Source organism: Herbaspirillum sp. Her3 (assembly GCF_057961275.1).
Genome location: NZ_CM176328.1, coordinates 2,766,644 through 2,787,214 on the forward strand (window position 1 = coordinate 2,766,644; position 20,571 = coordinate 2,787,214).

The 20,571-nt window shown below is 61.9% G+C and carries 23 protein-coding genes; 20 read left to right on the plus strand and 3 right to left on the minus strand.

What is annotated here, in order from left to right; translation table 11 throughout:
• The first annotated feature begins 60 nt into the window (after positions 1 to 60).
• From queD to ldcA, 3 genes are read left to right on the plus strand one after another with little or no spacing between them, the layout of a single operon-like run.
• Complete coding sequence (queD, locus tag ACVC5H_RS12655; RefSeq protein WP_034332336.1) at positions 61 to 507, plus strand: 6-carboxytetrahydropterin synthase QueD; 447 nt, start codon at positions 61 to 63, stop codon at positions 505 to 507.
• Positions 507 to 1,064: a tRNA adenosine(34) deaminase TadA gene (gene tadA / locus ACVC5H_RS12660; RefSeq protein ID WP_489622627.1), complete on the plus strand. Its 558-nt coding sequence runs from the start codon at positions 507 to 509 to the stop codon at positions 1,062 to 1,064. The genes queD and tadA overlap by 1 nt, the downstream gene beginning before the upstream one ends.
• Positions 1,061 to 2,080 carry a muramoyltetrapeptide carboxypeptidase gene (gene ldcA, locus ACVC5H_RS12665; RefSeq protein ID WP_489622628.1) on the plus strand — a complete coding sequence of 340 codons (1,020 nt, stop codon included), beginning with the start codon at positions 1,061 to 1,063 and terminating at the stop codon, positions 2,078 to 2,080. Before tadA ends, ldcA begins: the two co-directional genes overlap by 4 nt.
• A gap of 48 nt (positions 2,081 to 2,128) precedes the next feature.
• On the opposite strand, the gene ACVC5H_RS12670 is transcribed toward ldcA, so the two are convergent.
• Positions 2,129 to 2,701 carry a DUF1439 domain-containing protein gene (locus tag ACVC5H_RS12670; protein WP_489622629.1) on the minus strand — a complete coding sequence of 191 codons (573 nt, stop codon included), beginning with the start codon at positions 2,699 to 2,701 and terminating at the stop codon, positions 2,129 to 2,131.
• Positions 2,698 to 2,919: a hypothetical protein gene (locus ACVC5H_RS12675; protein WP_489622630.1), complete on the minus strand. Its 222-nt coding sequence runs from the start codon at positions 2,917 to 2,919 to the stop codon at positions 2,698 to 2,700. The genes ACVC5H_RS12670 and ACVC5H_RS12675 overlap by 4 nt, the downstream gene beginning before the upstream one ends.
• A 26-nt stretch (positions 2,920 to 2,945) precedes the next feature.
• Here ACVC5H_RS12675 and ACVC5H_RS12680 point away from each other — a divergent pair, with 26 nt between their 5' ends.
• The 9 genes from ACVC5H_RS12680 (at position 2,946) to ACVC5H_RS12720 (ending at position 10,628) form a co-directional block, all read left to right on the plus strand.
• Entirely contained in the window at positions 2,946 to 4,544 is a 1,599-nt protein-coding gene (locus ACVC5H_RS12680) for an ABC-F family ATPase (protein WP_489622631.1), read from the plus strand.
• A 37-nt stretch (positions 4,545 to 4,581) separates the two neighbouring features.
• Entirely contained in the window at positions 4,582 to 5,721 is a 1,140-nt protein-coding gene (gene nadA, locus ACVC5H_RS12685) for a quinolinate synthase NadA (RefSeq protein ID WP_489622632.1), read from the plus strand.
• Positions 5,718 to 6,623 (plus strand): carboxylating nicotinate-nucleotide diphosphorylase, encoded by a 906-nt coding sequence (gene nadC / locus ACVC5H_RS12690; protein ID WP_489622633.1) that lies wholly within the window; start codon positions 5,718 to 5,720, stop codon positions 6,621 to 6,623. The genes nadA and nadC overlap by 4 nt, the downstream gene beginning before the upstream one ends.
• 145 nt (positions 6,624 to 6,768) lie before the next feature.
• On the plus strand, positions 6,769 to 7,875 hold the full coding sequence (locus tag ACVC5H_RS12695) for a zinc-binding metallopeptidase family protein (RefSeq protein WP_489618266.1): 1,107 nt from the start codon (positions 6,769 to 6,771) through the stop codon (positions 7,873 to 7,875).
• A gap of 115 nt (positions 7,876 to 7,990) precedes the next feature.
• A complete protein-coding gene (locus ACVC5H_RS12700; RefSeq protein ID WP_489618267.1) occupies positions 7,991 to 8,407 on the plus strand; it encodes a PAAR domain-containing protein in 417 nt (138 codons plus the stop codon).
• Positions 8,404 to 8,907 (plus strand): DUF4123 domain-containing protein, encoded by a 504-nt coding sequence (locus tag ACVC5H_RS12705; RefSeq protein ID WP_489618268.1) that lies wholly within the window; start codon positions 8,404 to 8,406, stop codon positions 8,905 to 8,907. Before ACVC5H_RS12700 ends, ACVC5H_RS12705 begins: the two co-directional genes overlap by 4 nt.
• Positions 8,900 to 9,256, plus strand: coding sequence for a hypothetical protein (locus ACVC5H_RS12710; protein WP_489618269.1), 357 nt, complete (start codon positions 8,900 to 8,902; stop codon positions 9,254 to 9,256). Before ACVC5H_RS12705 ends, ACVC5H_RS12710 begins: the two co-directional genes overlap by 8 nt.
• The gene (locus tag ACVC5H_RS12715) at positions 9,256 to 9,870 is read left to right on the plus strand and encodes a restriction endonuclease fold toxin 5 domain-containing protein (protein WP_489618270.1); all 615 of its coding nucleotides are present in this window, start codon (positions 9,256 to 9,258) and stop codon (positions 9,868 to 9,870) included. The genes ACVC5H_RS12710 and ACVC5H_RS12715 overlap by 1 nt, the downstream gene beginning before the upstream one ends.
• Positions 9,871 to 9,878: 8 nt before the next feature.
• On the plus strand, positions 9,879 to 10,628 hold the full coding sequence (locus tag ACVC5H_RS12720) for an Imm52 family immunity protein (protein ID WP_489618271.1): 750 nt from the start codon (positions 9,879 to 9,881) through the stop codon (positions 10,626 to 10,628).
• A gap of 72 nt (positions 10,629 to 10,700) precedes the next feature.
• Here ACVC5H_RS12720 and ACVC5H_RS12725 read toward each other — a convergent pair whose 3' ends face one another.
• Positions 10,701 to 12,044, minus strand: a complete 1,344-nt coding sequence (locus tag ACVC5H_RS12725; protein ID WP_489618272.1) for an MFS transporter — start codon at positions 12,042 to 12,044, stop codon at positions 10,701 to 10,703.
• A 160-nt stretch (positions 12,045 to 12,204) separates the two neighbouring features.
• Here ACVC5H_RS12725 and cyoA point away from each other — a divergent pair, with 160 nt between their 5' ends.
• The 8 genes from cyoA to ACVC5H_RS12765 all read left to right on the plus strand — a co-directional run bounded on the left by cyoA (position 12,205) and on the right by ACVC5H_RS12765 (position 20,530).
• On the plus strand, positions 12,205 to 13,137 hold the full coding sequence (cyoA, locus tag ACVC5H_RS12730; RefSeq protein ID WP_489618273.1) for a ubiquinol oxidase subunit II: 933 nt from the start codon (positions 12,205 to 12,207) through the stop codon (positions 13,135 to 13,137).
• 76 nt (positions 13,138 to 13,213) lie between these two features.
• Positions 13,214 to 15,217, plus strand: a complete 2,004-nt coding sequence (gene cyoB, locus ACVC5H_RS12735; protein ID WP_489618274.1) for a cytochrome o ubiquinol oxidase subunit I — start codon at positions 13,214 to 13,216, stop codon at positions 15,215 to 15,217.
• Positions 15,210 to 15,836: a cytochrome o ubiquinol oxidase subunit III gene (cyoC, locus tag ACVC5H_RS12740; RefSeq protein ID WP_489618275.1), complete on the plus strand. Its 627-nt coding sequence runs from the start codon at positions 15,210 to 15,212 to the stop codon at positions 15,834 to 15,836. The genes cyoB and cyoC overlap by 8 nt, the downstream gene beginning before the upstream one ends.
• Positions 15,833 to 16,318 (plus strand): cytochrome o ubiquinol oxidase subunit IV, encoded by a 486-nt coding sequence (gene cyoD, locus ACVC5H_RS12745; RefSeq protein ID WP_489618276.1) that lies wholly within the window; start codon positions 15,833 to 15,835, stop codon positions 16,316 to 16,318. The genes cyoC and cyoD overlap by 4 nt, the downstream gene beginning before the upstream one ends.
• On the plus strand, positions 16,315 to 17,166 hold the full coding sequence (locus ACVC5H_RS12750) for an SURF1 family protein (protein ID WP_489618277.1): 852 nt from the start codon (positions 16,315 to 16,317) through the stop codon (positions 17,164 to 17,166). The genes cyoD and ACVC5H_RS12750 overlap by 4 nt, the downstream gene beginning before the upstream one ends.
• A gap of 3 nt (positions 17,167 to 17,169) precedes the next feature.
• On the plus strand, positions 17,170 to 18,552 hold the full coding sequence (locus ACVC5H_RS12755; protein ID WP_489618278.1) for an ATP-binding protein: 1,383 nt from the start codon (positions 17,170 to 17,172) through the stop codon (positions 18,550 to 18,552).
• 140 nt (positions 18,553 to 18,692) lie between these two features.
• On the plus strand, positions 18,693 to 19,229 hold the full coding sequence (locus ACVC5H_RS12760) for a response regulator transcription factor (protein WP_338714977.1): 537 nt from the start codon (positions 18,693 to 18,695) through the stop codon (positions 19,227 to 19,229).
• Between the two features lie 86 nt (positions 19,230 to 19,315).
• Complete coding sequence (locus ACVC5H_RS12765; RefSeq protein WP_489618279.1) at positions 19,316 to 20,530, plus strand: ABC transporter substrate-binding protein; 1,215 nt, start codon at positions 19,316 to 19,318, stop codon at positions 20,528 to 20,530.
• The last annotated feature ends 41 nt before the right edge of the window (positions 20,531 to 20,571 follow it).

Here is a 20,571-nt window from a genome sequence, read left to right on the forward strand (position 1 = left end):
CAATGGCTTTACCCGGCCCGCTGCACGGCGTGTGCGGCGGGCATCCTCGAAGAAACATTCATGCTCACCATTACCCGCAAACTCGAATTCGACGCCGGCCACCGCATTCCCGACCACAAGAGCCAGTGCCGCAACCTGCACGGCCACCGCTACACGCTGGAAATCACCCTGACCGGCGCGGTCATCGACATCGAGGGCAACTCCGACAATGGCATGATCATGGACTTCTCCGACATCAAGGCACTGGCCAAGGAGCATCTGGTCGACGTCTGGGACCATGCTTTCCTGGTCTATGAAAAGGACGCGCCCGTGCGTGACTTCCTGGCCAGCCTGCCGGGCCACAAGACGGTCATCATCGGCAGCATCCCGACGGTGGAAAACCTGGCCCGCGAAGCCTTCGCCATCCTCAAGGCGGCCTACAAGGACCGCTACGGCACGGGTCTGCACCTGCAAAAGCTGGTGCTGCACGAAACGCCCAATTGCTGGGCCGAGATCACGGCAGACTGATGGACGGCGCCAGCAGCCCCTTGCCAGCGGCCATCACCGAGGCCGACCTGCGCCACATGCAGGCCGCACTGGATCAGGCCAACAACGCCTGGGCGCTGGGCGAAGTGCCCGTGGGCGCGGTGGTGGTCAAGGACGGGGAGATCATCGCCACCGGCTTCAACCAGCCCATCGGCAAGCACGATCCGACCGCGCATGCCGAGATCATGGCGCTGCGCCGCGCGGCCGAGAAGCTGGGCAACTATCGTCTGCCCGGCTGTGAACTTTACGTGACGCTGGAGCCCTGCGTGATGTGTTCCGGCGCCATGATGCATGCACGGCTGGCCCGCGTGGTCTATGGTGCCGCCGATCCCAAGACCGGGGCCTGTGGCTCGGTGCTGAACCTGTTCGAACAGGAGAAGCTGAACCATCATACCGAACTGCTGGGTGGCGTGATGGCCGCGGAATGTGGCCAGTTATTGAAAGAATTCTTCGCCATGCGGCGCGAACAGCTGAAGCAGCAGCGTCTGCGGGAAGCCCTCGCGCAAGGCGATGTACAACCATCAGGTGAAAGCGCATGAGTGCTGCAACTACTGCAACTGCCGGCCGTGAACTGCTGGACGGATTGATCCCGCCGGGAACCGGCGTGGCCATCGTCGCCCCGTGCGGGCATGCCGGCATCGATCCTGCGGGCGTGGAGCGCGGCGTGGCCTTGCTGGAATCGCTGGGTTGCCGGGTGCGCAATTTTTATGATCATGCGCAGCGCTACCAGCGTTTTGGCGCCACCGATGAACGGCGTGCGGCGCAATTGATGGAAGCGGCTGCGGATCCTGAGATCGACGTCATCCTGGGCTTGCGCGGTTCCTACGGCATGAGCCGTATCCTGCCGTCCCTGGATATTGCCGCCCTGGCCGCCAGCGGCAAGCTGCTGGTGGGCTACAGCGATTTCACGGCCTTGCAGTGCTGCCTGCTGGCGCAATCCGGCTACGCCGGGTTCCAGGGGCCGATGCTTGCCGGCGACTTTGGTGCGGAATCGCCCAACTGGGCGGCGCTGGCGACCTTGTGGCGCACGCTGACCTCGCCCATGGCGGTGGTGCGCAACTATGATGGCCAGGCCGGCGCTGATCGCGCGCCCAACGGTGATCGCCGCACCGATCCGGCCAGCCCGGTGGTGCAGGCGGAGGGCAAGCTGTGGGGCGGCAATCTGGCGATGATGGCGCATATGGTGGGCCATCCGCAGTTTCCGCCGATCGACGGCGGCATTCTCTTCCTTGAGGATGTGAATGAACATCCCTTCCGCGTGGAACGCATGATCCTGCAGTTGGAGCAGGCCGGCATCCTGGGGCGGCAGAAGGCGATCCTGCTGGGCGATTTCTCCGCTTATCGTCTGGCAGAGATCGACAACGGCTACGATTTCACGGAAATGCTGGCCTTCCTGCGCCGGCGCATCGCCACGCCCATCGTCACCGGCTTGCCGTTCGGCCATGTGCGCGATCTGGTCACGTTGCCGCTGGGCGCGCATGCGGTGCTCGACGCCCACGGCGCAGAAGGCTTCACCCTGACCTTATCCGATTATCCGACCCTGGCTTGCCGCTGAGGCGGCAGGCGGCCGGGCGGGCTGCCCCTGGATCGGGTGAAGGTCGATTCACTTTTCCTGGATATCGACCTTTACCGCGTCCTTTTCGACGGTAATCTTGCCCGGTTCGAAGGTCTTGCCGTTCATCTGCAACTGTTCGGGCTTGAAGGTATAGAGCGCATAGTCGCGCAGGAACTGGTCGGCGGCGGCATTGCCCAGGGCGGTCAGTTGCTGGGCATATTGCGGCGGCAGGTCGGTGCTGTCTACCTTGTCCACTTTCGGGGCATCCAGCCGCAGCGAGCGCGTGGCGGGGTCGTACTTGAAGGCGCTGCTCAGGGTCAGGACCGCATTGACCGGGCGCTGCAGCAGCAGCGGATTGGCGATCTGGGCGTCAACCACGGTATTCATGCGGTTTTCGGCCGGCAGCATGCCCAGGCGCGGATTGCTGAAGGTCACGTCGAAGATGTCCATGTAGCGCAGCTTGCGCGGAAACTGCGGCGCAATGGCGCTTTGCAGTTGCTGCCGGGAGACGGTGTATTCGTTGGTCCAGACGTTGTAGCCGGTGTCGGCCGCCCATGCGGGACTGACGGCCAGGCCGGACCAGGCCAGGAGGGCGGCTGCGGGAATGAGTGCTCGCTTCATGCTGCGGTTTCCAGAGTGACAAAGGGGTTCAGAGCGCCAACGATGGGCGAAAAATCCCGCGCAATTGTAAGCCGCCGTTGCGCCTGGAGCAGCGCAAAGCTGGTTTTTTGGCAATTTTTAAGCCCCGGCTGCGGCGGCAAGGCAAGCCGCAGCGGGCTCGCAGTGGTAAAATCCGCCGTTTCGCGTGCCACGGTCCGGGTCTCGATGGGCGCACGCAAGTTACATTTTTGAAAAGGTTTTCGCAGTGCTATCCACCGCAAACATCACCATGCAGTTCGGCGCCAAGCCGTTGTTCGAGAACATTTCCGTCAAGTTCGGCGATGGCAATCGTTACGGCCTGATCGGCGCCAATGGCTGCGGCAAATCCACCTTCATGAAGATTCTGGGTGGCGACCTGGAACCCTCGGCCGGCAATGTCAGCCTGGACGTGAACGAGCGCCTGGGCAAGCTGCGCCAGGACCAGTTCGCCTATGAAGAAATGCGCGTGCTGGATGTGGTCATGATGGGCCACGTCGAGATGTGGGCCGCCATGTCCGAGCGCGATGCGATCTACGCCAATCCGGATGCCACCGACGACGACTACATGAAGGCCGCCGATCTGGAAGCCAAGTTCGCCGAATACGACGGCTACACCGCCGAAGCACGTGCCGGCGAACTGCTGCTGGGCGTGGGTGTGCCCATCGAGCAGCACAATGGCCCGATGAGCAACGTGGCGCCCGGCTGGAAGCTGCGCGTGCTGCTGGCGCAGGCGCTGTTCTCCAATCCGGACATCCTGCTGCTGGACGAACCGACCAACAACCTGGACATCAACACCATCCGCTGGCTGGAAGAAGTGCTCAACGAGCGCAATTCCACCATGATCATCATTTCCCACGATCGTCACTTCCTGAACCAGGTCTGCACCCACATGGCCGACATGGACTATGGCACCCTGAAGATCTATCCGGGCAACTACGACGACTACATGCTGGCGTCTTCGCAAGCGCGCGCCCAGCAACTGGCCGCCAATGCCAAGGCCAAGGAAAAGGTCGCCGAACTGCAGGACTTCGTGCGCCGCTTCTCGGCCAACAAGTCCAAGGCCCGCCAGGCGACTTCGCGCGCCAAGCAGATCGACAAGATCAAGGTCGAGGACATCAAGCCTTCCTCGCGCGTGAACCCCTACGTGCGCTTCGAAGGCGAGAAGAAGCTGCACCGCCTGGCCGTGGAAACCCAGGGCATCACCAAGACCTACGACCGCGACATCTTCAAGAACTTCAGCATCATGGTCGAAGCTGGCGAAAAGATCGCCATCATCGGTGCCAACGGTGCCGGCAAGACCACTCTGCTGCGCAGCATCGGCGGTGACGTGGCCGGTCTGCATCCGGATTCGGGCCTGGTGAAGTGGGCTGAAAACGCCAATGTCGGCTACATGCCACAGGATCCGACCGAAGAATTCGCCGGTGGCGAGACCCTGACCGACTGGATGGGCAAGTGGACCCAGGAAGGCGACGATGACCAGGCCGTGCGCGGCATCCTGGGCCGTCTGCTGTTCTCGGGCGACGATGTGAAGAAATCGGTGAAGGTGCTCTCCGGTGGCGAGAAGGGCCGCATGATGTACGGCAAGCTGATGCTGGGCCGCCACAACGTGCTGCTGATGGATGAACCGACCAACCACATGGACATGGAATCCATCGAGTCGCTCAACATCGCACTGGAAAAGTACGCCGGCACGCTGATTTTCGTCTCGCACGACCGTGAATTCGTGTCCTCGCTGGCGACCCGCATCCTCGAAGTGAAGGATGGCCAGGTGATCGACTTCCAGGGCAGCTACGAAGATTACCTGGCCAGCCAGGGCATCGAATAATCCCGCCAACCGCATCAGCACAGCATTGTTGACCGCCATGCAAGCAACAGCAACCAAGGTCGTCGAGTTCGAGCGACCGCAAATGGAGACCGGCGGCAGTTGTACCGCCAATGCGTGGGCCAAGGTACCGGCCACGCCCAGCCCCGAGGAACGCGCGCGATTGAAAGCGCGCATTCGTGAACTGCTCAAGGAAAAGCAGGCGGTGCTGGTGGCGCATTACTACGTCGATGGCGACCTGCAAGACCTGGCCGAGGAAACCGGCGGCTGTGTCTCGGATTCACTGGAAATGGCGCGTTTCGGCCGTGACCATGCCGCACAGACTCTGGTCGTGGCTGGCGTGCGTTTCATGGGCGAGACCGCCAAGATCCTGAGCCCGGAAAAGCGCATCCTCATGCCCGACCTGGAGGCGACCTGCTCGCTGGACCTGGGTTGCCCGGCCGATGAATTCGCCGCCTTCTGCGACCAGCATCCGGACCGCACCGTAGTGGTCTACGCCAACACCAGTGCGGCCGTAAAGGCGCGCGCCGACTGGATGGTGACCTCGGGTATCGGCCTGGAAATCGTCCAGCACCTGCATGCGCAGGGCAAGAAGATCCTGTGGGCGCCGGACAAGCACCTGGGCAGCTACATCCAGAAGCAGACCGGTGCCGACATGCTGCTGTGGCAGGGTTCCTGCCTGGTGCATGACGAATTCAAGGGCGTTGAACTGGAGTTGATGCGCGCCGAGCATCCGGATGCCCTGGTATTGGTGCACCCGGAATCGCCCGAAGCGGTAGTGGCGCAGGCGGACGTGATCGGCTCGACCTCGCAGCTGATTGCGGCCGTGCAGGCCTCCGATGCCCCGGCCTTCATCGTCGCCACCGACAACGGCATCCTGCACAAGATGCGCATGGCTGCGCCCGAGAAGCGTTTCATCGATGCGCCGACGGCCGGCAACAGTGCTACCTGCAAGAGCTGCGCGCATTGCCCGTGGATGGCCATGAATGGCTTGCAGAACCTGCTGCACGTGCTGGAGACCGGCGCCAACGAGATCCACGTTGACCCGGCCGTTGGAAAGCAGGCTGTGGTCTGCATCGACCGCATGCTGGACTTCGCCGCCCAGCGCAAGGCCAAGGTACGCCCCTCGGCGCGCCTTGAAGACGAACAGCAACTGTTTGCAGGAATCGGCCCCGCATGACGCTCCACGCCCTCAAGACCGCCTCGACGATTGCGGCCAGCAACTTGCGCAATCCTTTCGGTCCCTTTGATGCCGCCTTGCATGCGGCTTTCGACGCCAACGTCAACCAGGCCATCGCCGAAGACGTGGGCGACTGCGACTACACCGGCCTGCTGGTGCCCGAGAATGAATTCGTGAAGGCCCGCGTGATCGTGCGCGAAGCCGCCGTGCTGTGCGGCGCGCCCTGGTTCGAAGCGGTCATGACCCGACTCGACCCAAGGCTGCAAGTCAGCTGGAGTTATGCCGAAGGCGACCTGATGGTCGCCGACGGCGAGGTCTGCATCATCGAGGGCCCGGCCCGCGCCTTGCTGACTGCCGAGCGCGGTGCGCTGAATTTCCTGCAACTGCTCTCGGGCGTGGCTACGGCCACGCGCCGCTACGTGGAAGTGGTGCAGGGCACGCGCGCGGCTATTTTGGACACTCGCAAGACCCTGCCGGGCTTGCGTCTGGCGCAGAAGTACGCAGTGCGTGTCGGCGGCGGCGCCAATCAGCGCCTGGCGCTCTATGACGGGATCCTGATCAAGGAAAACCACATCGCCGCAGCCGGGGGCATCACGGCCGCCGTGGCGGCTGCCCTCAAGCTCAACGCGGGCGTGAGCATCCAGGTCGAGGTGGAGAGCATTGCCGAGCTCAACGAAGCCTTGGGGGCCGGCGCCGAGTCCATCCTGCTGGACAACTTCTCGCTGGAGATGATGCGCGAGGCCGTGACCGTCAATGCAGGGCGTGCGCTGCTGGAGGCGTCGGGCGGCATCAACATGCAAACCGTGCGCGCCATTGCCGAGACTGGTGTGGACAGGATCTCCATCGGCAGCCTGACCAAGGATATCCAGGCGACCGATTTCTCTCTTCGCGTGATCGCCTGATTGCGCTCGCCTGGCGCAGCAATCCTGCGCCAGGCTTCATCTTCCTGTGCCATCAAGTGCAGGAACGTATTGAGGTTTTCCCCTTCCAACGCCAGATGCCGGCGACAATGGTTCGCCGGCCATGACGATAAACAAAGGGGGAGCCATGAAAACCTTTCACTGCGACAACTGCGGCCTGCAGGTCTTCTTCGAGAACACGGTTTGCGGAAATTGCGGCTGGATGCTGGGTTATCAGCCCGAATTGCAGGCCATAGGCAGCTTTTCGCCACTGGATCAGGAAGCCGCCCCAGCCGAAGATGTCGAGTCCGAACCCGGTCCGGGCCGTTGGCGCAGCGTCAGGCCGGAGAACGAGGGCAGGGTTTTCAAGCAGTGCCTCAACTATTGGCGCGAAAACATCTGCAACTGGATGCTCGATGAGCGCGAGCCGCACGAGTTGTGCGCCTCCTGCCGGCTGACCCGGGTCATCCCCAATCTGGACGAAGGCAACAACCGGGTGCTGTGGAGCCGCCTGGAAACGGCCAAGCGGCGTCTGCTGCATTCGCTGTGGACCTTGCAGTTGCAGCCGGTGCCGAAGATGGAAGACGAAGAAGCCGGCCTGGCCTTCGAATTCCTGCAGGACCTTCCGCACGGTGAACGCGTGTTGACCGGACATGCCGATGGCGTCATCACCATCAATATCGCCGAAGCCGATCCGGCCTACCGCGAACAGGCCCGCGAGCAGATGGCCGAGCCGTATCGCACGCTGCTGGGGCATTTCCGGCATGAGAGCGGGCACTACTATTTCGACCGGCTGGTGGCGCCTACGGAGTGGCTGGAACCCTTCCGTGAAAAGTTCGGCGACGAGCGCCAGGATTACGGCGAGGCCCTGAAAACCCACTACGAAAACGGCCCGCGCCCCGATTGGGAAGAAAACTTCGTCAGCGCCTACGCCAGCAGCCATCCTTGGGAAGACTGGGCCGAGACCTGGGCCCATTATCTTCATATGTTCGATACGCTGGAGACGGCCTATGCCTGCGGCGTGCAATTGCGGCCACGCCACCAAGGCGAGCAGAAGCTGGTCATCACGGCGCCACCGGTGGCGGCCGGATCCTTCGATGAGCTGGCCCGGGAGTGGTTTGCACTGACCTACGTGCTCAACAGCCTGAGCCGCAGCATCGGCATGCCGGATTCCTATCCCTTCACCTTGTCTACGCCGGTACTGGAGAAACTGCGCTTCGTGCATGAGGTGGTCAATGCCGGGGCGCCAGGCTGAGGTTCGTTGGATTTCGATTTTTACTTAATGAGTGAATAGAGCAGGGAGTCATTCTTCCTGCAGCGACTCGAAGCGGCTCATCAATTCCAGCAGCAGCGCTGGCAAGGAGAGTTGCATGGGGAGCCCCTTCATCGTCGTCGGTGACAAGACCAGCCATGGCGGCACGGTCATCACTGGCGACCAGACCTTTCTCGTTCATGGCAAGGCCGTCGCGCGTGTCGGCGACCTGACCACCTGTCCCAAGTGCAAAGGGACATTTCCTATCACTTCCGGTGCTGGCGATATGAAGTCCATGGGACAGGCGCCCGCGCGCCATGGCGATCGCACGGCCTGCGGTGCCACGCTCATCGCCAGCCAGGGTGTGGCTACGCATGCGGAAGGTCAAACTGCGGGCGAGGCTGCACCTGCTGAGGCTGCTGTTGCTGGCCAAGCCGTGGCGGCGTCACCTGCACCTTCCTCGTCTTCCTCGATTTGCCTGCCTTGCCTGGCTACTGCCGCGCAGTCTGGCCAGACCTTGTTGGTGCGCACATGAGAACGCCTTTGCCGTATGGCCGGATCAAGCCATTGCCGCTGCCGTTGGCGGGTGAGCATCTGCATGTGCTGGTCGATGGATTGCAGTATGGGGAGATGAAATTTCCGGCACGCCTGGCTGAACAGCCCGGTGCGTGGAGCTTGTTCACCGGGACTGAGGAAGAGTCCTTGATGGAGGGTGGTCCGTGGTTGCTGGCCGTGGAGCGGCAATCCTATGCGTTTTGCCGCCAGTTGATCGCGCTGGAGCGAAGCAGGCCGGCGGTTTCCTGGATTTATGCCGCGTTCGACACGGCCGTACTCGCTGCGCAATTGCAGGCGCGTCTGGACATGCGCTTGCCGGACGGCCGCTCGGCCCTGGTCCGTTTCTGGGATCCACGGGTCCTGGGCGTCTTGGCGCGGCGGCTGGATGAGGCGCAGCGCAGGGATTTCTTTCATGCGATCCGGGAGTGGCATTTTCTGCTGGACGGCCGTCCTGTTCATATAGGACGCGGCCATGATTGAACTCACGCCCGAACAATACCGGCAGTTCCTGGAAAGCGATACCCAACACTTCATATCCGCTGCTGCCGACCAGTATCTTGCGCGGCATGAAGACATGCGCAGCGATCCCGGCCGGGCCGCGGTGATCGAGCGCATGCGCGTGAGCTATGAACGAGGCCGCGCCATCGGTTTCACCTCAATGCCGCATCTGCTTTACATGATGACCCTGGAAGCTGGTGCCCCCGGCTTGTTCGCTGATGAACTGATCCGCTACTACCTGAGCAAGTCCGGCGCGACACCGGAACAGCGGCTCGATGACTTCGATGCGATCCTGACCAACGAACTGCAACGCATGAAGGAGGAAAAATAATGGCAGCCATTGCCGTTCAGGTCGGGCGGGCTGCGGCGCAGCGTGCCGTACCGGTGATCAGGCGCTGGGTGCCCCGGGCTGCGGGCGGGGCAGGGGGTGCGGTGGCGGGAGAGGAGGTCGAGAAGCGACGGGCTGAAGCGGTGAAAGCCAAAAGTTCACCGCTGGCCAAGGCCGAAGTGGATTCGGCCTCGCAGGAGAAGTGCAGGGCTTGTTCGCCGCTGGCGGGCGAGCCTGTGGTCAAGCATTTCAGGGAGCACAAATCGTGGATGGATTATCAGGCGCGCGTGACGGGGATGCCTTCCGGCCCATTGTTCCTGACGGAGTGGAGATACGAAAAGAAGGAATTCGACGGGTTCAAGCCAACTGAATGTCTGCTGATCGAGGCGAAGGCGGGATATGACCAGTTCTTTTCCGCGCCCGGCGAATTCGAATACGACTTCAAGAAACAGATCATCGTGAATATGGTGAAGCAGGCCGCGCTTCAAAACGAAGTAGCTCAGCCCAGGCCGCCGGTGAAGCTCCACTGGTACTTCATGGAGCCATGGACCTATGAATTCGTGAAGCCCTTGTTGTTTGAGGTTTCCCCAATCATCCGCGTCATTTTCAAACCGTGAGCAATCTGATGAAAGCATTTGATATCAAGATCTTCTATCCGGCTATAGAGCCCCGTCTCAGTCTTGTTCAACGAATGAAGGTCGCTGCCAAGCTTCTTTCGGAATGGGGGCGGTACGATGAATGGATGAGGCTGGAGCATTGGCTAGTTGCGACGGGGGATGAAGAGGGTTCGTTTCGGTATCCGGTTTTTGAGGGCGGTGAACCTGGCACATCGGCTTTGGCCTATTATCGCGAATTCCAGCGCAATAACGGGCCCGACGAGCCGGGCTATCTCTGTTTCTGGAATGGTCAGTTGCAGAAGGGTGTGCGCGCCAGCTTCACTGATCAATACAATCATCAGAACGGAAGACCGGAAATTATCTGGCTCACGGTAGACCACATCGCGCGCTGGACCCATCCCTCGTCGCTAGTGGACGCCTTAAAGGAATCCGCGAAGCTTTTCGCCCCACGTGCGATGTTCATCAAGCCTGCACGCTACGTGCCGGTTTTCTTGGACAGGCCTTGCGTGGGATGGATGCTCTACTTGCCACTTCAATTCTCGACCATGCAAGTGCCTGAAGCTGGGAGGCTGGAGCCCGTCCATGATGCATCCGGCCGGTTGATCGGGACGATCATCATCAGTGTGGCCGATACAATCTTCGATATTGAAAATCCAGATCACGTGAGAGTCGCCCACGATATCGAGGTCCGGCTGACGGACCAGGATTTGTTGCCCCGTTACCCTGATCTCTTGCTGGATCTGGACAGCGTTGGCTAGTCCCAATAAAAAACCCGGAAGTCGCCTTCCGGGTTCTCTTCACGCAAGCACCAATGAGGTGCCCTGAATTACTCAATCATCCCGCGCCTCCAGCGCACGATTCAAGCTCAGCGCCGCCAGCGAGCCGACCGCACCCGAGAGCAGGTAGAAGCTCACATAAGCCATGCCGAAGTGCGCCGACAGGCCCAGCGCCACCAGCGGTGCGAAGCCGGCACCGACCAGCCAGGCCAGATCGGAGGTCAGGGCCGCGCCGGTATAGCGATAGCGGGTCTTGAAGTTGGCCGTCACCGCACCGGCCGCCTGGCCATAGGACAAGCCCAGCAGGGCAAAGCCGATCAGGATGAAGGTGTTCTGGCCGGATTCGCCGCCATTCATCAGGGTCGGGACGAAGGCCGACAAGATGGCGATCAGCAGGGCCATCGACCCCAGCGTATTGCGGCGCCCGAAGCGGTCGGCGATCAGGCCGGAGAGCACGATGCCGACGGCCATGATGAGGCCGCCCCATATCTGGATGACCAGAAAGTCTACGGCTTCGCGCAGCGAATACAGCTTGATCCACGACAGCGGGAACACCGTCACCAGATGGAACAGGGCATAGCTGGCCAGGGCAGCCAGCGCGCCGATGATGATGTTGCGGCCCTGGGTGGTGGCCAGCTCAACCACGCCGGCCGGCTCCAGTTCGCGCTCATCGAGCAGCTTGGCGTATTCCGGGGCCGAGACCAGTCGCAGGCGCGAGAACAGGGCAACCACGTTGATGGCAAAGGCCACATAGAAAGGATAGCGCCAGCCCCATTCCAGGAAATCGGCCGTGGTCAGGCTGGAGAGCATGTAGGCAAACAGGCTGGCCGCGATCACGAAGCCCAGCGGTGCGCCCAACTGGCCCAGCGCCGCATACCAGCCTCGCTTGTTCTGCGGTGCGTTCATCGCCAGCAGCGAGGGCAGGCCGTCCCAGGCACCGCCCAGCGCCACCCCTTGACCAACCCGCAACAGCGAGAGCAAGATGATGGCCCACACACCAATGTGGTCGTAAGTTGGCAATAAGGCAATGCCGGCAGTCGAAAAGCCGAGTCCGAACAACGCCAGCGTCAGTTTCACCTCCCGACCGAAGTGCTTTTGAATCGCCATGAAGATCGTGGTCCCGATGGGGCGGGCCAGGAAGGCGAAAGAGAAGATCACGAAGGCGTAGAGCGTGCCTTCCAGTTTCGGTTCGTTGGGGAAGAAGACGGCCGGGAACACCAGCACCGAAGCCAGTGCATAGACGAAGAAGTCGAAGTATTCGGACGCTCGTCCGATCACCACGCCCACCGCGATCTCACCGGGTTCGATCGCGCCGTGCTCGTGGGAAGTGGAAGGATTGTTCGATTGAGGCCGGAGTTGCCCCGAACCTTGACCGTTGTGGATGCTGGTGCTTGCCATGGCTTTGTCTCCCACTGTTAGAGGTTTAGTCGCAGTACGTGCTACATATCCCAGCCTGACAGGTGGCAAGTGACAGGGTGGGACAAAACGTCCAATCGCCAACACACTTTATTGGCGTTACATTACCACGCTCTGATACATACGACTGGAATTTTCCTTCATGGTTTCTCAACTCCTCCGTCGCGGATTGCTCCTGCTTCCTGCGCTTCTGTTGGCTGGGTGCAACACCGTCGTGATGAATCCTTCCGGCGACATCGCTAACCAGCAAGCGCGCCTGATCGTCATCTCGACCGCGTTGATGCTGCTCATCATCGTTCCGGTGATCATCCTGACGCTGCTGTTCGCATGGCGTTATCGCAAGAGCAACACTTCCGCTCCCTACGAGCCGGACTGGGATCACTCGACCCGCCTGGAACTGGTCATCTGGGGCGCACCCCTGCTGATCATCATCGCACTGGGCCTGCTGACCTGGATCACCACCCACACCCTGGACCCGTACCGTCCGCTCTCGCGCATCGACGCCGAGCGTCCGCTGGCACCCCAGGTCAAACCGCTGGTGGTGGAAGTCGTGGCGCTGGACTGGAAGTGGCTGTTCATCTATCCGGAACAGGGCATTGCTACTGTCAATGAGTTGGCTGCACCCGTGGATGTTCCCATCCAGTTCAAGATTACTGCCTCCAACGTGATGAATTCCTTCTACATCCCGGCACTGGCAGGCCAGATCTACGCCATGCCGAGCATGGAAACCAAGCTGCACGCCGTCATCAACAAGGCCGGTGAATATGAAGGTTTCTCGGCCAACTACAGCGGCGCCGGCTTCTCGCACATGCGCTTCAAGTTCCATGGTTTGGACCAGGCCGGCTTCGATGCCTGGGTGCAGAAGGCCAAGGCAGGCGCTGGCAAGCTGGACCGTGCCGAGTACCTGAAGCTGGAACAGCCGAGCGAACGTGAACCTGCCCGCCTGATCGGCAGTGTCGAGCCCGACCTGTTCCACGCCATCGTGAACCGTTGCGTTGCTCCCAACACGGTTTGCATGGACAAGATGATGGCCACCGACCTGAACGTGAAACCGGGCCAGCAAAAGGCCGAATGATTTCCTTGCCTGGTAGCCGTATCAGCGCAGCAGAACACCGCTGCGCCCCCATTTCCTTTTTCCCCGGGAAGTAAAGATGTCTGACAATTTTGACCTGATAAAGCTGATCTTCGGTCGTCTCAGTCTGGAAGCGATTCCATACCATGAGCCGATCCTGCTCGGCACCTTCGCCATGGTGGCGCTGGGCGGCATAGTGGTACTGGGCCTGCTCACCAAATATCGCCTGTGGGGCATGCTGTGGCGCGACTGGTTCACCAGTATCGACCACAAGCGCATCGGCATCATGTACATCGTGCTGGCCATCGTCATGCTGCTGCGTGGCTTTGCCGACGCGGTGATGATGCGTGCGCAGCAGGCCATCTCCTTCGGTGACAACGCCGGCTTCCTGCCGCCGCACCACTATGACCAGGTGTTCACCGCCCACGGCGTGATCATGATCTTCTTCGTGGCCATGCCCCTGGTGACCGGTCTGATGAACTACGTCGTGCCCCTGCAGATCGGTGCGCGCGACGTGGCCTTCCCGTTCCTGAACAACTTCAGCTTCTGGATGACCACCTTCGGCGCACTGCTGGTGATGGCCTCGCTGTTCGTGGGCGAATTCGCCCGCACCGGCTGGCTGGCGTACCCGCCGCTGTCGGGTATCCTGTACAGCCCTGACGTGGGGGTGGACTACTACATCTGGGCCTTGCAGGTGGCCGGGGTAGGGACATTGCTCTCAGGCATCAACCTGGTGGTGACCATCGTCAAGATGCGCGCCCCGGGCATGAACATGATGAAGATGCCGGTCTTCACCTGGACCTCGCTGTGCACCAACGTCCTGATCGTGGCGGCCTTCCCGGTGCTGACCGCCGTGCTGGCGATGCTGTCCGTGGACCGCGTGTTCGGCACCAACTTCTTCACCAACGACATGGGCGGCAACGCCATGATGTACGTGAACCTGATCTGGATCTGGGGCCACCCCGAGGTCTACATCCTGGTGCTGCCGGCCTTCGGCATCTTCTCTGAAATCGTCTCGACCTTCAGCGGCAAGCGCCTGTTCGGCTACACCTCCATGGTCTACGCGACCGTGGTGATCACCATCCTGTCCTACCTGGTGTGGCTGCACCACTTCTTCACCATGGGTTCGGGTGCCAGCGTGAACTCGTTCTTCGGCATCACCACGATGATCATCTCGATCCCGACCGGCGCCAAGATCTTCAACTGGCTCTTCACGATGTACCGTGGCCGCATCCGCTTCGAAGTCCCCATGCTGTGGACCATCGGTTTCATGGTCACCTTCGTCATCGGTGGCATGACCGGCGTGCTGCTGGCTGTTCCGCCGGCTGACTTCGTGCTGCACAACTCGCTGTTCCTGATCGCCCACTTCCACAACGTCATCATCGGCGGCGTGGTGTTCGGCATGTTCGCCGGTATCAACTTCTGGTTCCCGAAGGCCTTCGGCTTCAAGCTCAATGAGTTCTGGGGCAAGTGCTCGTTCTGGTTCTGGCTGGTCGGCTTCTACCTGGCCTTCATGCCGCTGTATGTGCTGGGCCTGATGGGCGTGACCCGCCGCATGAGCCACTTCGACGATCCGTCGCTGCAGATCTGGTTCGTGATCGCTGCGCTGGGTGCCGGCCTGATCGCCCTGGGCATCGGTTCCTTCATCATCCAGATCGCCGTCTCGATCCGCGACCGCAAGAAGCTGGCCGACGTCACCGGCGACCCGTGGAATGGCCGCACCCTGGAATGGTCGACTTCTTCGCCGCCGCCTGCCTACAACTTCGCCTTCACCCCGGTCGTGCATGACAACGACGCCTGGTCTGACATGAAGAAGAACAACTATCAGCGTCCGCTGGGTGACTTCGTGGAAATCCACATGCCCAAGAACACCGGTGCCGGCTTCATCATCGCCGCCCTGTCCGCTGCTGTTGGCTTCGCCATGATCTGGCACATGTGGTTGCCCGCCGTGGCCGGTTTCATCGCCCTGTGCGTGGCCACCATCGTGCACACCTTTAATTACAACCGCGACTACTACATCCCGGCCGACGAAGTCGTCCGTGTCGAAGCAGAGCGCACACGTCTGTTGAATAGCCATGTCTGAAGCAATCAACCACACGGCCGACGCGACGCCTAGCTCGCGCTATTTCGTCCGCCATCACCATCCGGAGAACGGCACCCTGCTGGGCTTCTGGATCTACCTGATGAGCGATTGCCTGATCTTCGCCTGCCTGTTTGCGTGCTACGCCGTCCTCGGCCGCAACTATGCAGGCGGTCCGACCGGCGCCGAGCTGTTCGACCTGCCGCTGGTGGCGCTGAACACCGCGCTGCTGCTGCTGTCGTCGATCACCTACGGTTTCGCCATGCTGGCCATGCAGGCCAAGAAGCAGCAGAACACCATCATCTGGCTGATCATCACGGGTCTCCTGGGCGCTGGCTTCATCTACTTCGAACTGTATGAGTTCCTGCACCTGATCCACGAAGGCGCGGGCCCGACCCGTAGCGGCTTCCTGACCTCGTTCTTCGCGCTGGTCGGTACCCACGGCCTGCACGTGTCCTTCGGTATCATCTGGCTGGTCGTGCTGCTGTTCCAGATCAACAAGCACGGCCTGACCGAAGCCAACGGCCGCCGCCTGATGTGCCTGTCGATGTTCTGGCACTTCCTGGACGTGGTCTGGATCGGCGTCTTCACCTTTGTCTATCTGATGGGAGTCCTGCCATGAGTCGCGGCCACCAAGAACACCCGGCCCGTCCGATGGGCCATCACGACGACCATGGCCACGGTCATGGCCATGGCGACCACGCCGCCCACGGCACGATGAAGGATTACGTCACCGGCTTCGTGCTGGCCGTGATCCTGACCGCGATCCCGTTCTGGATGGTGATCAACAAGACCATTTCCAGCTCGGCGACCATGGGCGTCGTGCTGCTGGCCCTGGCGGCCGTGCAGATCGTGGTGCACATCAAGTACTTCCTGCACATGAACGGCAAGTCCGAAGGCGGCTGGAACATGCTGGCGATGATCTTCACCATCGTCCTCGTGGTCATCACGCTGTCCGGTTCGCTGTGGGTCATGTATCACCTGAACCACAACATGATGCCCACCATGTCGCCTGAAAACATGCCGACCGAAACGGTTCCGCAGTCGATGCAAGGCATGCAGGGTATGCCTGGCATGCAAAACGGCGCAGCCCAATCGAAATGAGCCCGACGCCAACTGATGGCGTGACGCAAGGCAAAGAAAGCGGGGCGGTGCAAGCCGCCCCGGTATCCCGCACAAAGGCCAGCTTGTTGCTGCTGACGCTTTTGGCGGGATTTTTCTTTCTGGTCTTCGCTGCGCTGGGAACCTGGCAGGTCTATCGCCTGCAATGGAAGCTGGACCTGATCGCCAAGGTCGATGCCCGCGTGCATGCAGCCCCGGCAGCGCCCCCGGCGCCGCAGGAGTGGCCGCAAGTCACGGCCGAGCGCGATGAATACAAGCGCGTCATCCTCACCGGCCGTTACTTGTACAGCAAGACGGTGGCCGTGCAGGCCAGCACCGACCTGGGCAGCGGCACCTGGTTGCTGACGCCACTGCAGATGGGCGATGGCAGCATGGTGCTGATCAATCGCGGCTTCGTTCCGCTCTCTCCGGTCAAGCTAGCCGGCGTGCAGCTGGCCGATGCCCCGGCCGGTCAATCGGTCGAGGTAACCGGCCTGTTGCGCATGAGCGAGCAGGGCGGTGGCTTCCTGCGCAGCAATGACCCAGCAGCGAACCGCTGGTATTCGCGTGACGTCAAGGCCATTGCCCAGGCGCGCGGCCTGGCTGCGGCGCAGGTGGCGCCTTACTTCATCGATGCCGACAAGGCCTCGGCGCAAGCCAATGCAGCGGTGGCACCCGATGCAGACAAGCCCGTGGGCGGCCTCACCGTGATCGCCTTCCACAACAGCCACCTGGTCTATGCCCTGACCTGGTACGCCCTGGCCCTGATGTCGCTGGGAGCCGGTTATTGGGTGATCCGCGATGAGCGCCGCTGGCGCCAGCGCATCCAGGATGCGCAGGGTCAGCGCTGAGCCATGACCGCCACCGAGACCGTCGCCAAGCGCAAGACGCTGCGCGAGCGCTGGCAGCGACTGCGCCAGGGCGAGCAGAACCCGGCCGGCCACCAGAACATGCTGCTGCTGATCCAGCTGCGCTGGCTGGCCGTGCTGGGGCAGGTATCCACCATCGCCTTCGTGGTGCTGGTGTTCGAGCTGCACCTGCCGCTGCCGCACATGCTGGAGGTGCTGTCTTGCCTCATCGCCTTCAACATCGCCAGCCACTTGCGCTGGCATGAGCGCCGCATCGCCACCAATGCCGAACTGTTCCTGGCCTTGCTGGTGGATGTGGCGGTGCTGACCTTCCAGCTTTACCTCAGCGGTGGCATCACCAATCCCTTCGCCTTCCTGTACCTGATGCAGATCATCCTCTCGGCCGTGCTCCTGAAGCCCTGGTCGAGCTGGGCCATCGTCGGCGTGACCATGGTTTGCCTGGCCGGGCTGGCACTGTTCTCGGAGCCGCTGGCGCTGCCACCGGACCACAATGCGGGCCTCTTGAGCCTGTATGTGGAGGGCACGCTGATCTGCTTCCTGCTCAATGCCGGCCTGATGGTGTTTTTCATCACCCGCATCAGCAGCAACCTGCGTGCGGGCGATGCACTGCTGGCCGACCTGCGCCAGCGCGCCGCCGAAGAGGACCACATCGTGCGCATGGGCTTGCTGGCTTCGGGCGCCGCGCATGAGCTGGGCACGCCCCTGGCCACCGTCTCGGTGATCCTGGGCGACTGGAAGCGCATGCCCGAGATCAGCCAGCGTCCCGACATGCTGGACGACATCGCCGAGATGGAAGCCCAGCTGCAGCGCTGCAAATCCATCGTCAGCGGCGTGCTGCTCTCGGCCGGGCAGGCGCGTGGCGAGTCTTCCATCAAGACCACCCTCAACACCTTCCTTGACAGCGTGGCCGAGGACTGGCGCAAGACGCGTCCGGTGGAAATTTTTGAATACCGCAACCTGATCGACCAGGATGTGCCGGTCGCCTTCGACTCGGCCATCAAGCAGATGCTGGGCAACGTGCTGGACAATGCCTTCGAGGTCTCGCCGCAATGGCTCTCGCTGGAAGTGCGGCGGGAAGGCGACTTGCTGCTCATGGAAGTGGCCGACCACGGCCCCGGTTTCCCGGACTGGATGATCAACCAGATCGGCAAGCCCTACCAGTCCACCAAGGGCAAGCCGGGGCGCGGGCTGGGCCTGTTCTTCGTGGTCAACGTGGCGCGCAAGCTGGGCGGGCGGGTCTGGGCCAGCAATGGCGAGGCCGGTGGCGCGCGCGTGACGCTGGAGCTGCCTTTGTCGGCCATCAGCCTGGAGCCGGTGCCCGAAACCGCCCAGGCCACCGAGCCGCCGGACTATCCGACCGGCGCTTGATGTGCCGCAATGGGCCGCAAGCCGCGCCCGACGTGGCTTTGACCCCGATCATTTCCTTTTTCTTCTGGTGCCGGCCATGTCCGGTGCCGTCTCGCCTTACAATAGCGGCTTTGGCAAAGTAGAAGAAATAGGAAATGCACATGCCGGCTGATCGCCTGCTTCTGATCATCGAGGACGACGCCGCCTTCGCACGCACCTTGGGACGCTCCTTCGAGCGCCGCGGTTACACCGTCCTGCTGGCGGCCAGCCAGGAGGAAGCGGCCCTCCACCTGAAAGAACACAATCCCGGCTACGCCGTGGTCGACCTCAAGCTGGGCGGCAATGCCTCCGGCCTGGCCTGCGTGCAGATGCTGCATGCCCACGACGAGAACATGCTCATCGTGGTGCTGACCGGCTTTGCCAGCATCACCACGGCGGTGGAAGCCATCAAGCTGGGCGCCTGCCAGTATCTCGCCAAACCTTCCAATACCGACGACATCGAAGCCGCCTTCGGCCACGTGGCCGGGGTCTCGGAGCTTGAGTTGCCGGCGCGTGCCACCTCCATCAAGACCCTGGAATGGGAACGCATCCACGAAGTGCTGGTGGAAACCGATTTCAACATCTCCGAAACCGCGCGCCGCCTCGGTATGCACCGTCGTACGCTGGCGCGCAAGCTGGAAAAGCAGCGTGTGAAGTAATCTGCACACCCTGGCGCCAGCGGTTATCATTACGCCCGCCCAGCGCGCTCAAGCGGGCCGGGCACCTCTCACCAGAAGGGAATGACGTGAACCATTTCAACTTCCAGCGCACCCTGCTGTGGGCCAGCGCCGCGACCATCCTGAACTTTTCTTCCGGCCTGGCCCTGGCGCAGGAGACCATCAAGATCGGCGAGATCAACAGCTACAAGGCCCAGCCGGCCTTCCTGGAACCGTACCGCCGTGGATGGGAGATGGCGCTTGATGAAGTCAATGCGGCCGGTGGCGTGCTGGGCAAGAAGCTGGAAGTGATCGCCCGCGATGACAACGGCAATCCCGGCGACTCGGTACGCGTGGCTGAGGAACTGATGGCGCGTGAGCGCGTGGCGCTGTTGTTCGGTGGCTTCCTCTCCAACACCGGACTGGCCCTGACGGACTATGCCAAGCAGCACAAGGTCTTCTTCCTCGCGGCCGAGCCGCTGACCGACAAGATCGTCTGGCAGAACGGCAACAAGTACACCTATCGCCTGCGTCCCTCCACTTACATGCTGGTGGCCTCCGTGGTCAAGGAAGCGGCCCGGCTGAAGAAAAAGCGCTGGGCCATCGTCTATCCCAACTATGAATACGGCCAGTCCGCCATGGCCAGCTTCAAGACCCTGTTGAAGCAAGCCCAGCCGGACGTGGAATTCGTGGCCGAACAGGCGCCGCCGCTGGGCAAGATCGATGCCGGCGCGGTGACCCAAGCGCTGGCCGATGCCAAGCCCGATGCCATCTTCAACGCACTCTTCGCCGCCGACCTCGGCAAGTTCGTGCGCGAGGGCAATACGCGCGGCCTGTTCGACCAGGTGGAAGTGGTGTCGCTGCTGACCGGCGAACCCGAATACCTCGATCCGCTGAAGAACGAAGCGCCGCAAAACTGGATCGTCACCGGCTATCCCTGGTATGCCATCAACACGCCTGAACACAAGAAGTTCGTCGAGGCCTACCGCAAGAAATACAATGACTACCCCCGCAACGGCTCGCTGGTCGGCTACAGCGCCCTGATGTCGATTGCCGCAGGGATCAAGAAGGCCGGCAGCACCGATGCCGACAAGCTCTCCGCCGCCTTCTCCGGCCTGAAGGTGGAAACGCCCGTGGCGTCCATCGTCTATCGTGCGCAAGACCACCAGTCCACCCTGGGCGCCTTCGTCGGCCGCACCGGCATCAAGGATGGCAAGGGCATCATGACCAGCTTCAGCTACGTCGATGGCGCCAGCCTGCAATTGCCGGATGCCGAGGTCAAGAAGCTGCGCCCGGCCGATTGAGCTGCGCTCTGATCCTGCCTGTATCGGAATGCGGCCAGTGC

What these genes read in the sequence shown, in the direction of transcription:
- ACVC5H_RS12715 (WP_489618270.1), top strand. Translation starts at nt 9,256, where the DNA reads ATGGCAGCCATTGCCGTTCAGGTCGGGCGGGCTGCGGCGCAGCGTGCC.
- ACVC5H_RS12705 (WP_489618268.1), top strand. Translation starts at nt 8,404, where the DNA reads ATGAGAACGCCTTTGCCGTATGGCCGGATCAAGCCATTGCCGCTGCCG.
- ACVC5H_RS12725 (WP_489618272.1), bottom strand. Translation starts at nt 12,044, where the DNA reads ATGGCAAGCACCAGCATCCACAACGGTCAAGGTTCGGGGCAACTCCGG.
- ACVC5H_RS12710 (WP_489618269.1), top strand. Translation starts at nt 8,900, where the DNA reads ATGATTGAACTCACGCCCGAACAATACCGGCAGTTCCTGGAAAGCGAT.
- ACVC5H_RS12670 (WP_489622629.1), bottom strand. Translation starts at nt 2,701, where the DNA reads ATGAAGCGAGCACTCATTCCCGCAGCCGCCCTCCTGGCCTGGTCCGGC.
- ACVC5H_RS12760 (WP_338714977.1), top strand. Translation starts at nt 18,693, where the DNA reads ATGCCGGCTGATCGCCTGCTTCTGATCATCGAGGACGACGCCGCCTTC.
- queD (WP_034332336.1), top strand. Translation starts at nt 61, where the DNA reads ATGCTCACCATTACCCGCAAACTCGAATTCGACGCCGGCCACCGCATT.
- nadA (WP_489622632.1), top strand. Translation starts at nt 4,582, where the DNA reads ATGCAAGCAACAGCAACCAAGGTCGTCGAGTTCGAGCGACCGCAAATG.
- nadC (WP_489622633.1), top strand. Translation starts at nt 5,718, where the DNA reads ATGACGCTCCACGCCCTCAAGACCGCCTCGACGATTGCGGCCAGCAAC.
- ACVC5H_RS12695 (WP_489618266.1), top strand. Translation starts at nt 6,769, where the DNA reads ATGAAAACCTTTCACTGCGACAACTGCGGCCTGCAGGTCTTCTTCGAG.
- cyoC (WP_489618275.1), top strand. Translation starts at nt 15,210, where the DNA reads ATGTCTGAAGCAATCAACCACACGGCCGACGCGACGCCTAGCTCGCGC.
- ACVC5H_RS12755 (WP_489618278.1), top strand. Translation starts at nt 17,170, where the DNA reads ATGACCGCCACCGAGACCGTCGCCAAGCGCAAGACGCTGCGCGAGCGC.
- cyoA (WP_489618273.1), top strand. Translation starts at nt 12,205, where the DNA reads ATGGTTTCTCAACTCCTCCGTCGCGGATTGCTCCTGCTTCCTGCGCTT.
- cyoB (WP_489618274.1), top strand. Translation starts at nt 13,214, where the DNA reads ATGTCTGACAATTTTGACCTGATAAAGCTGATCTTCGGTCGTCTCAGT.
- ACVC5H_RS12700 (WP_489618267.1), top strand. Translation starts at nt 7,991, where the DNA reads ATGGGGAGCCCCTTCATCGTCGTCGGTGACAAGACCAGCCATGGCGGC.
- ACVC5H_RS12720 (WP_489618271.1), top strand. Translation starts at nt 9,879, where the DNA reads ATGAAAGCATTTGATATCAAGATCTTCTATCCGGCTATAGAGCCCCGT.
- tadA (WP_489622627.1), top strand. Translation starts at nt 507, where the DNA reads ATGGACGGCGCCAGCAGCCCCTTGCCAGCGGCCATCACCGAGGCCGAC.
- ACVC5H_RS12750 (WP_489618277.1), top strand. Translation starts at nt 16,315, where the DNA reads ATGAGCCCGACGCCAACTGATGGCGTGACGCAAGGCAAAGAAAGCGGG.
- ldcA (WP_489622628.1), top strand. Translation starts at nt 1,061, where the DNA reads ATGAGTGCTGCAACTACTGCAACTGCCGGCCGTGAACTGCTGGACGGA.
- cyoD (WP_489618276.1), top strand. Translation starts at nt 15,833, where the DNA reads ATGAGTCGCGGCCACCAAGAACACCCGGCCCGTCCGATGGGCCATCAC.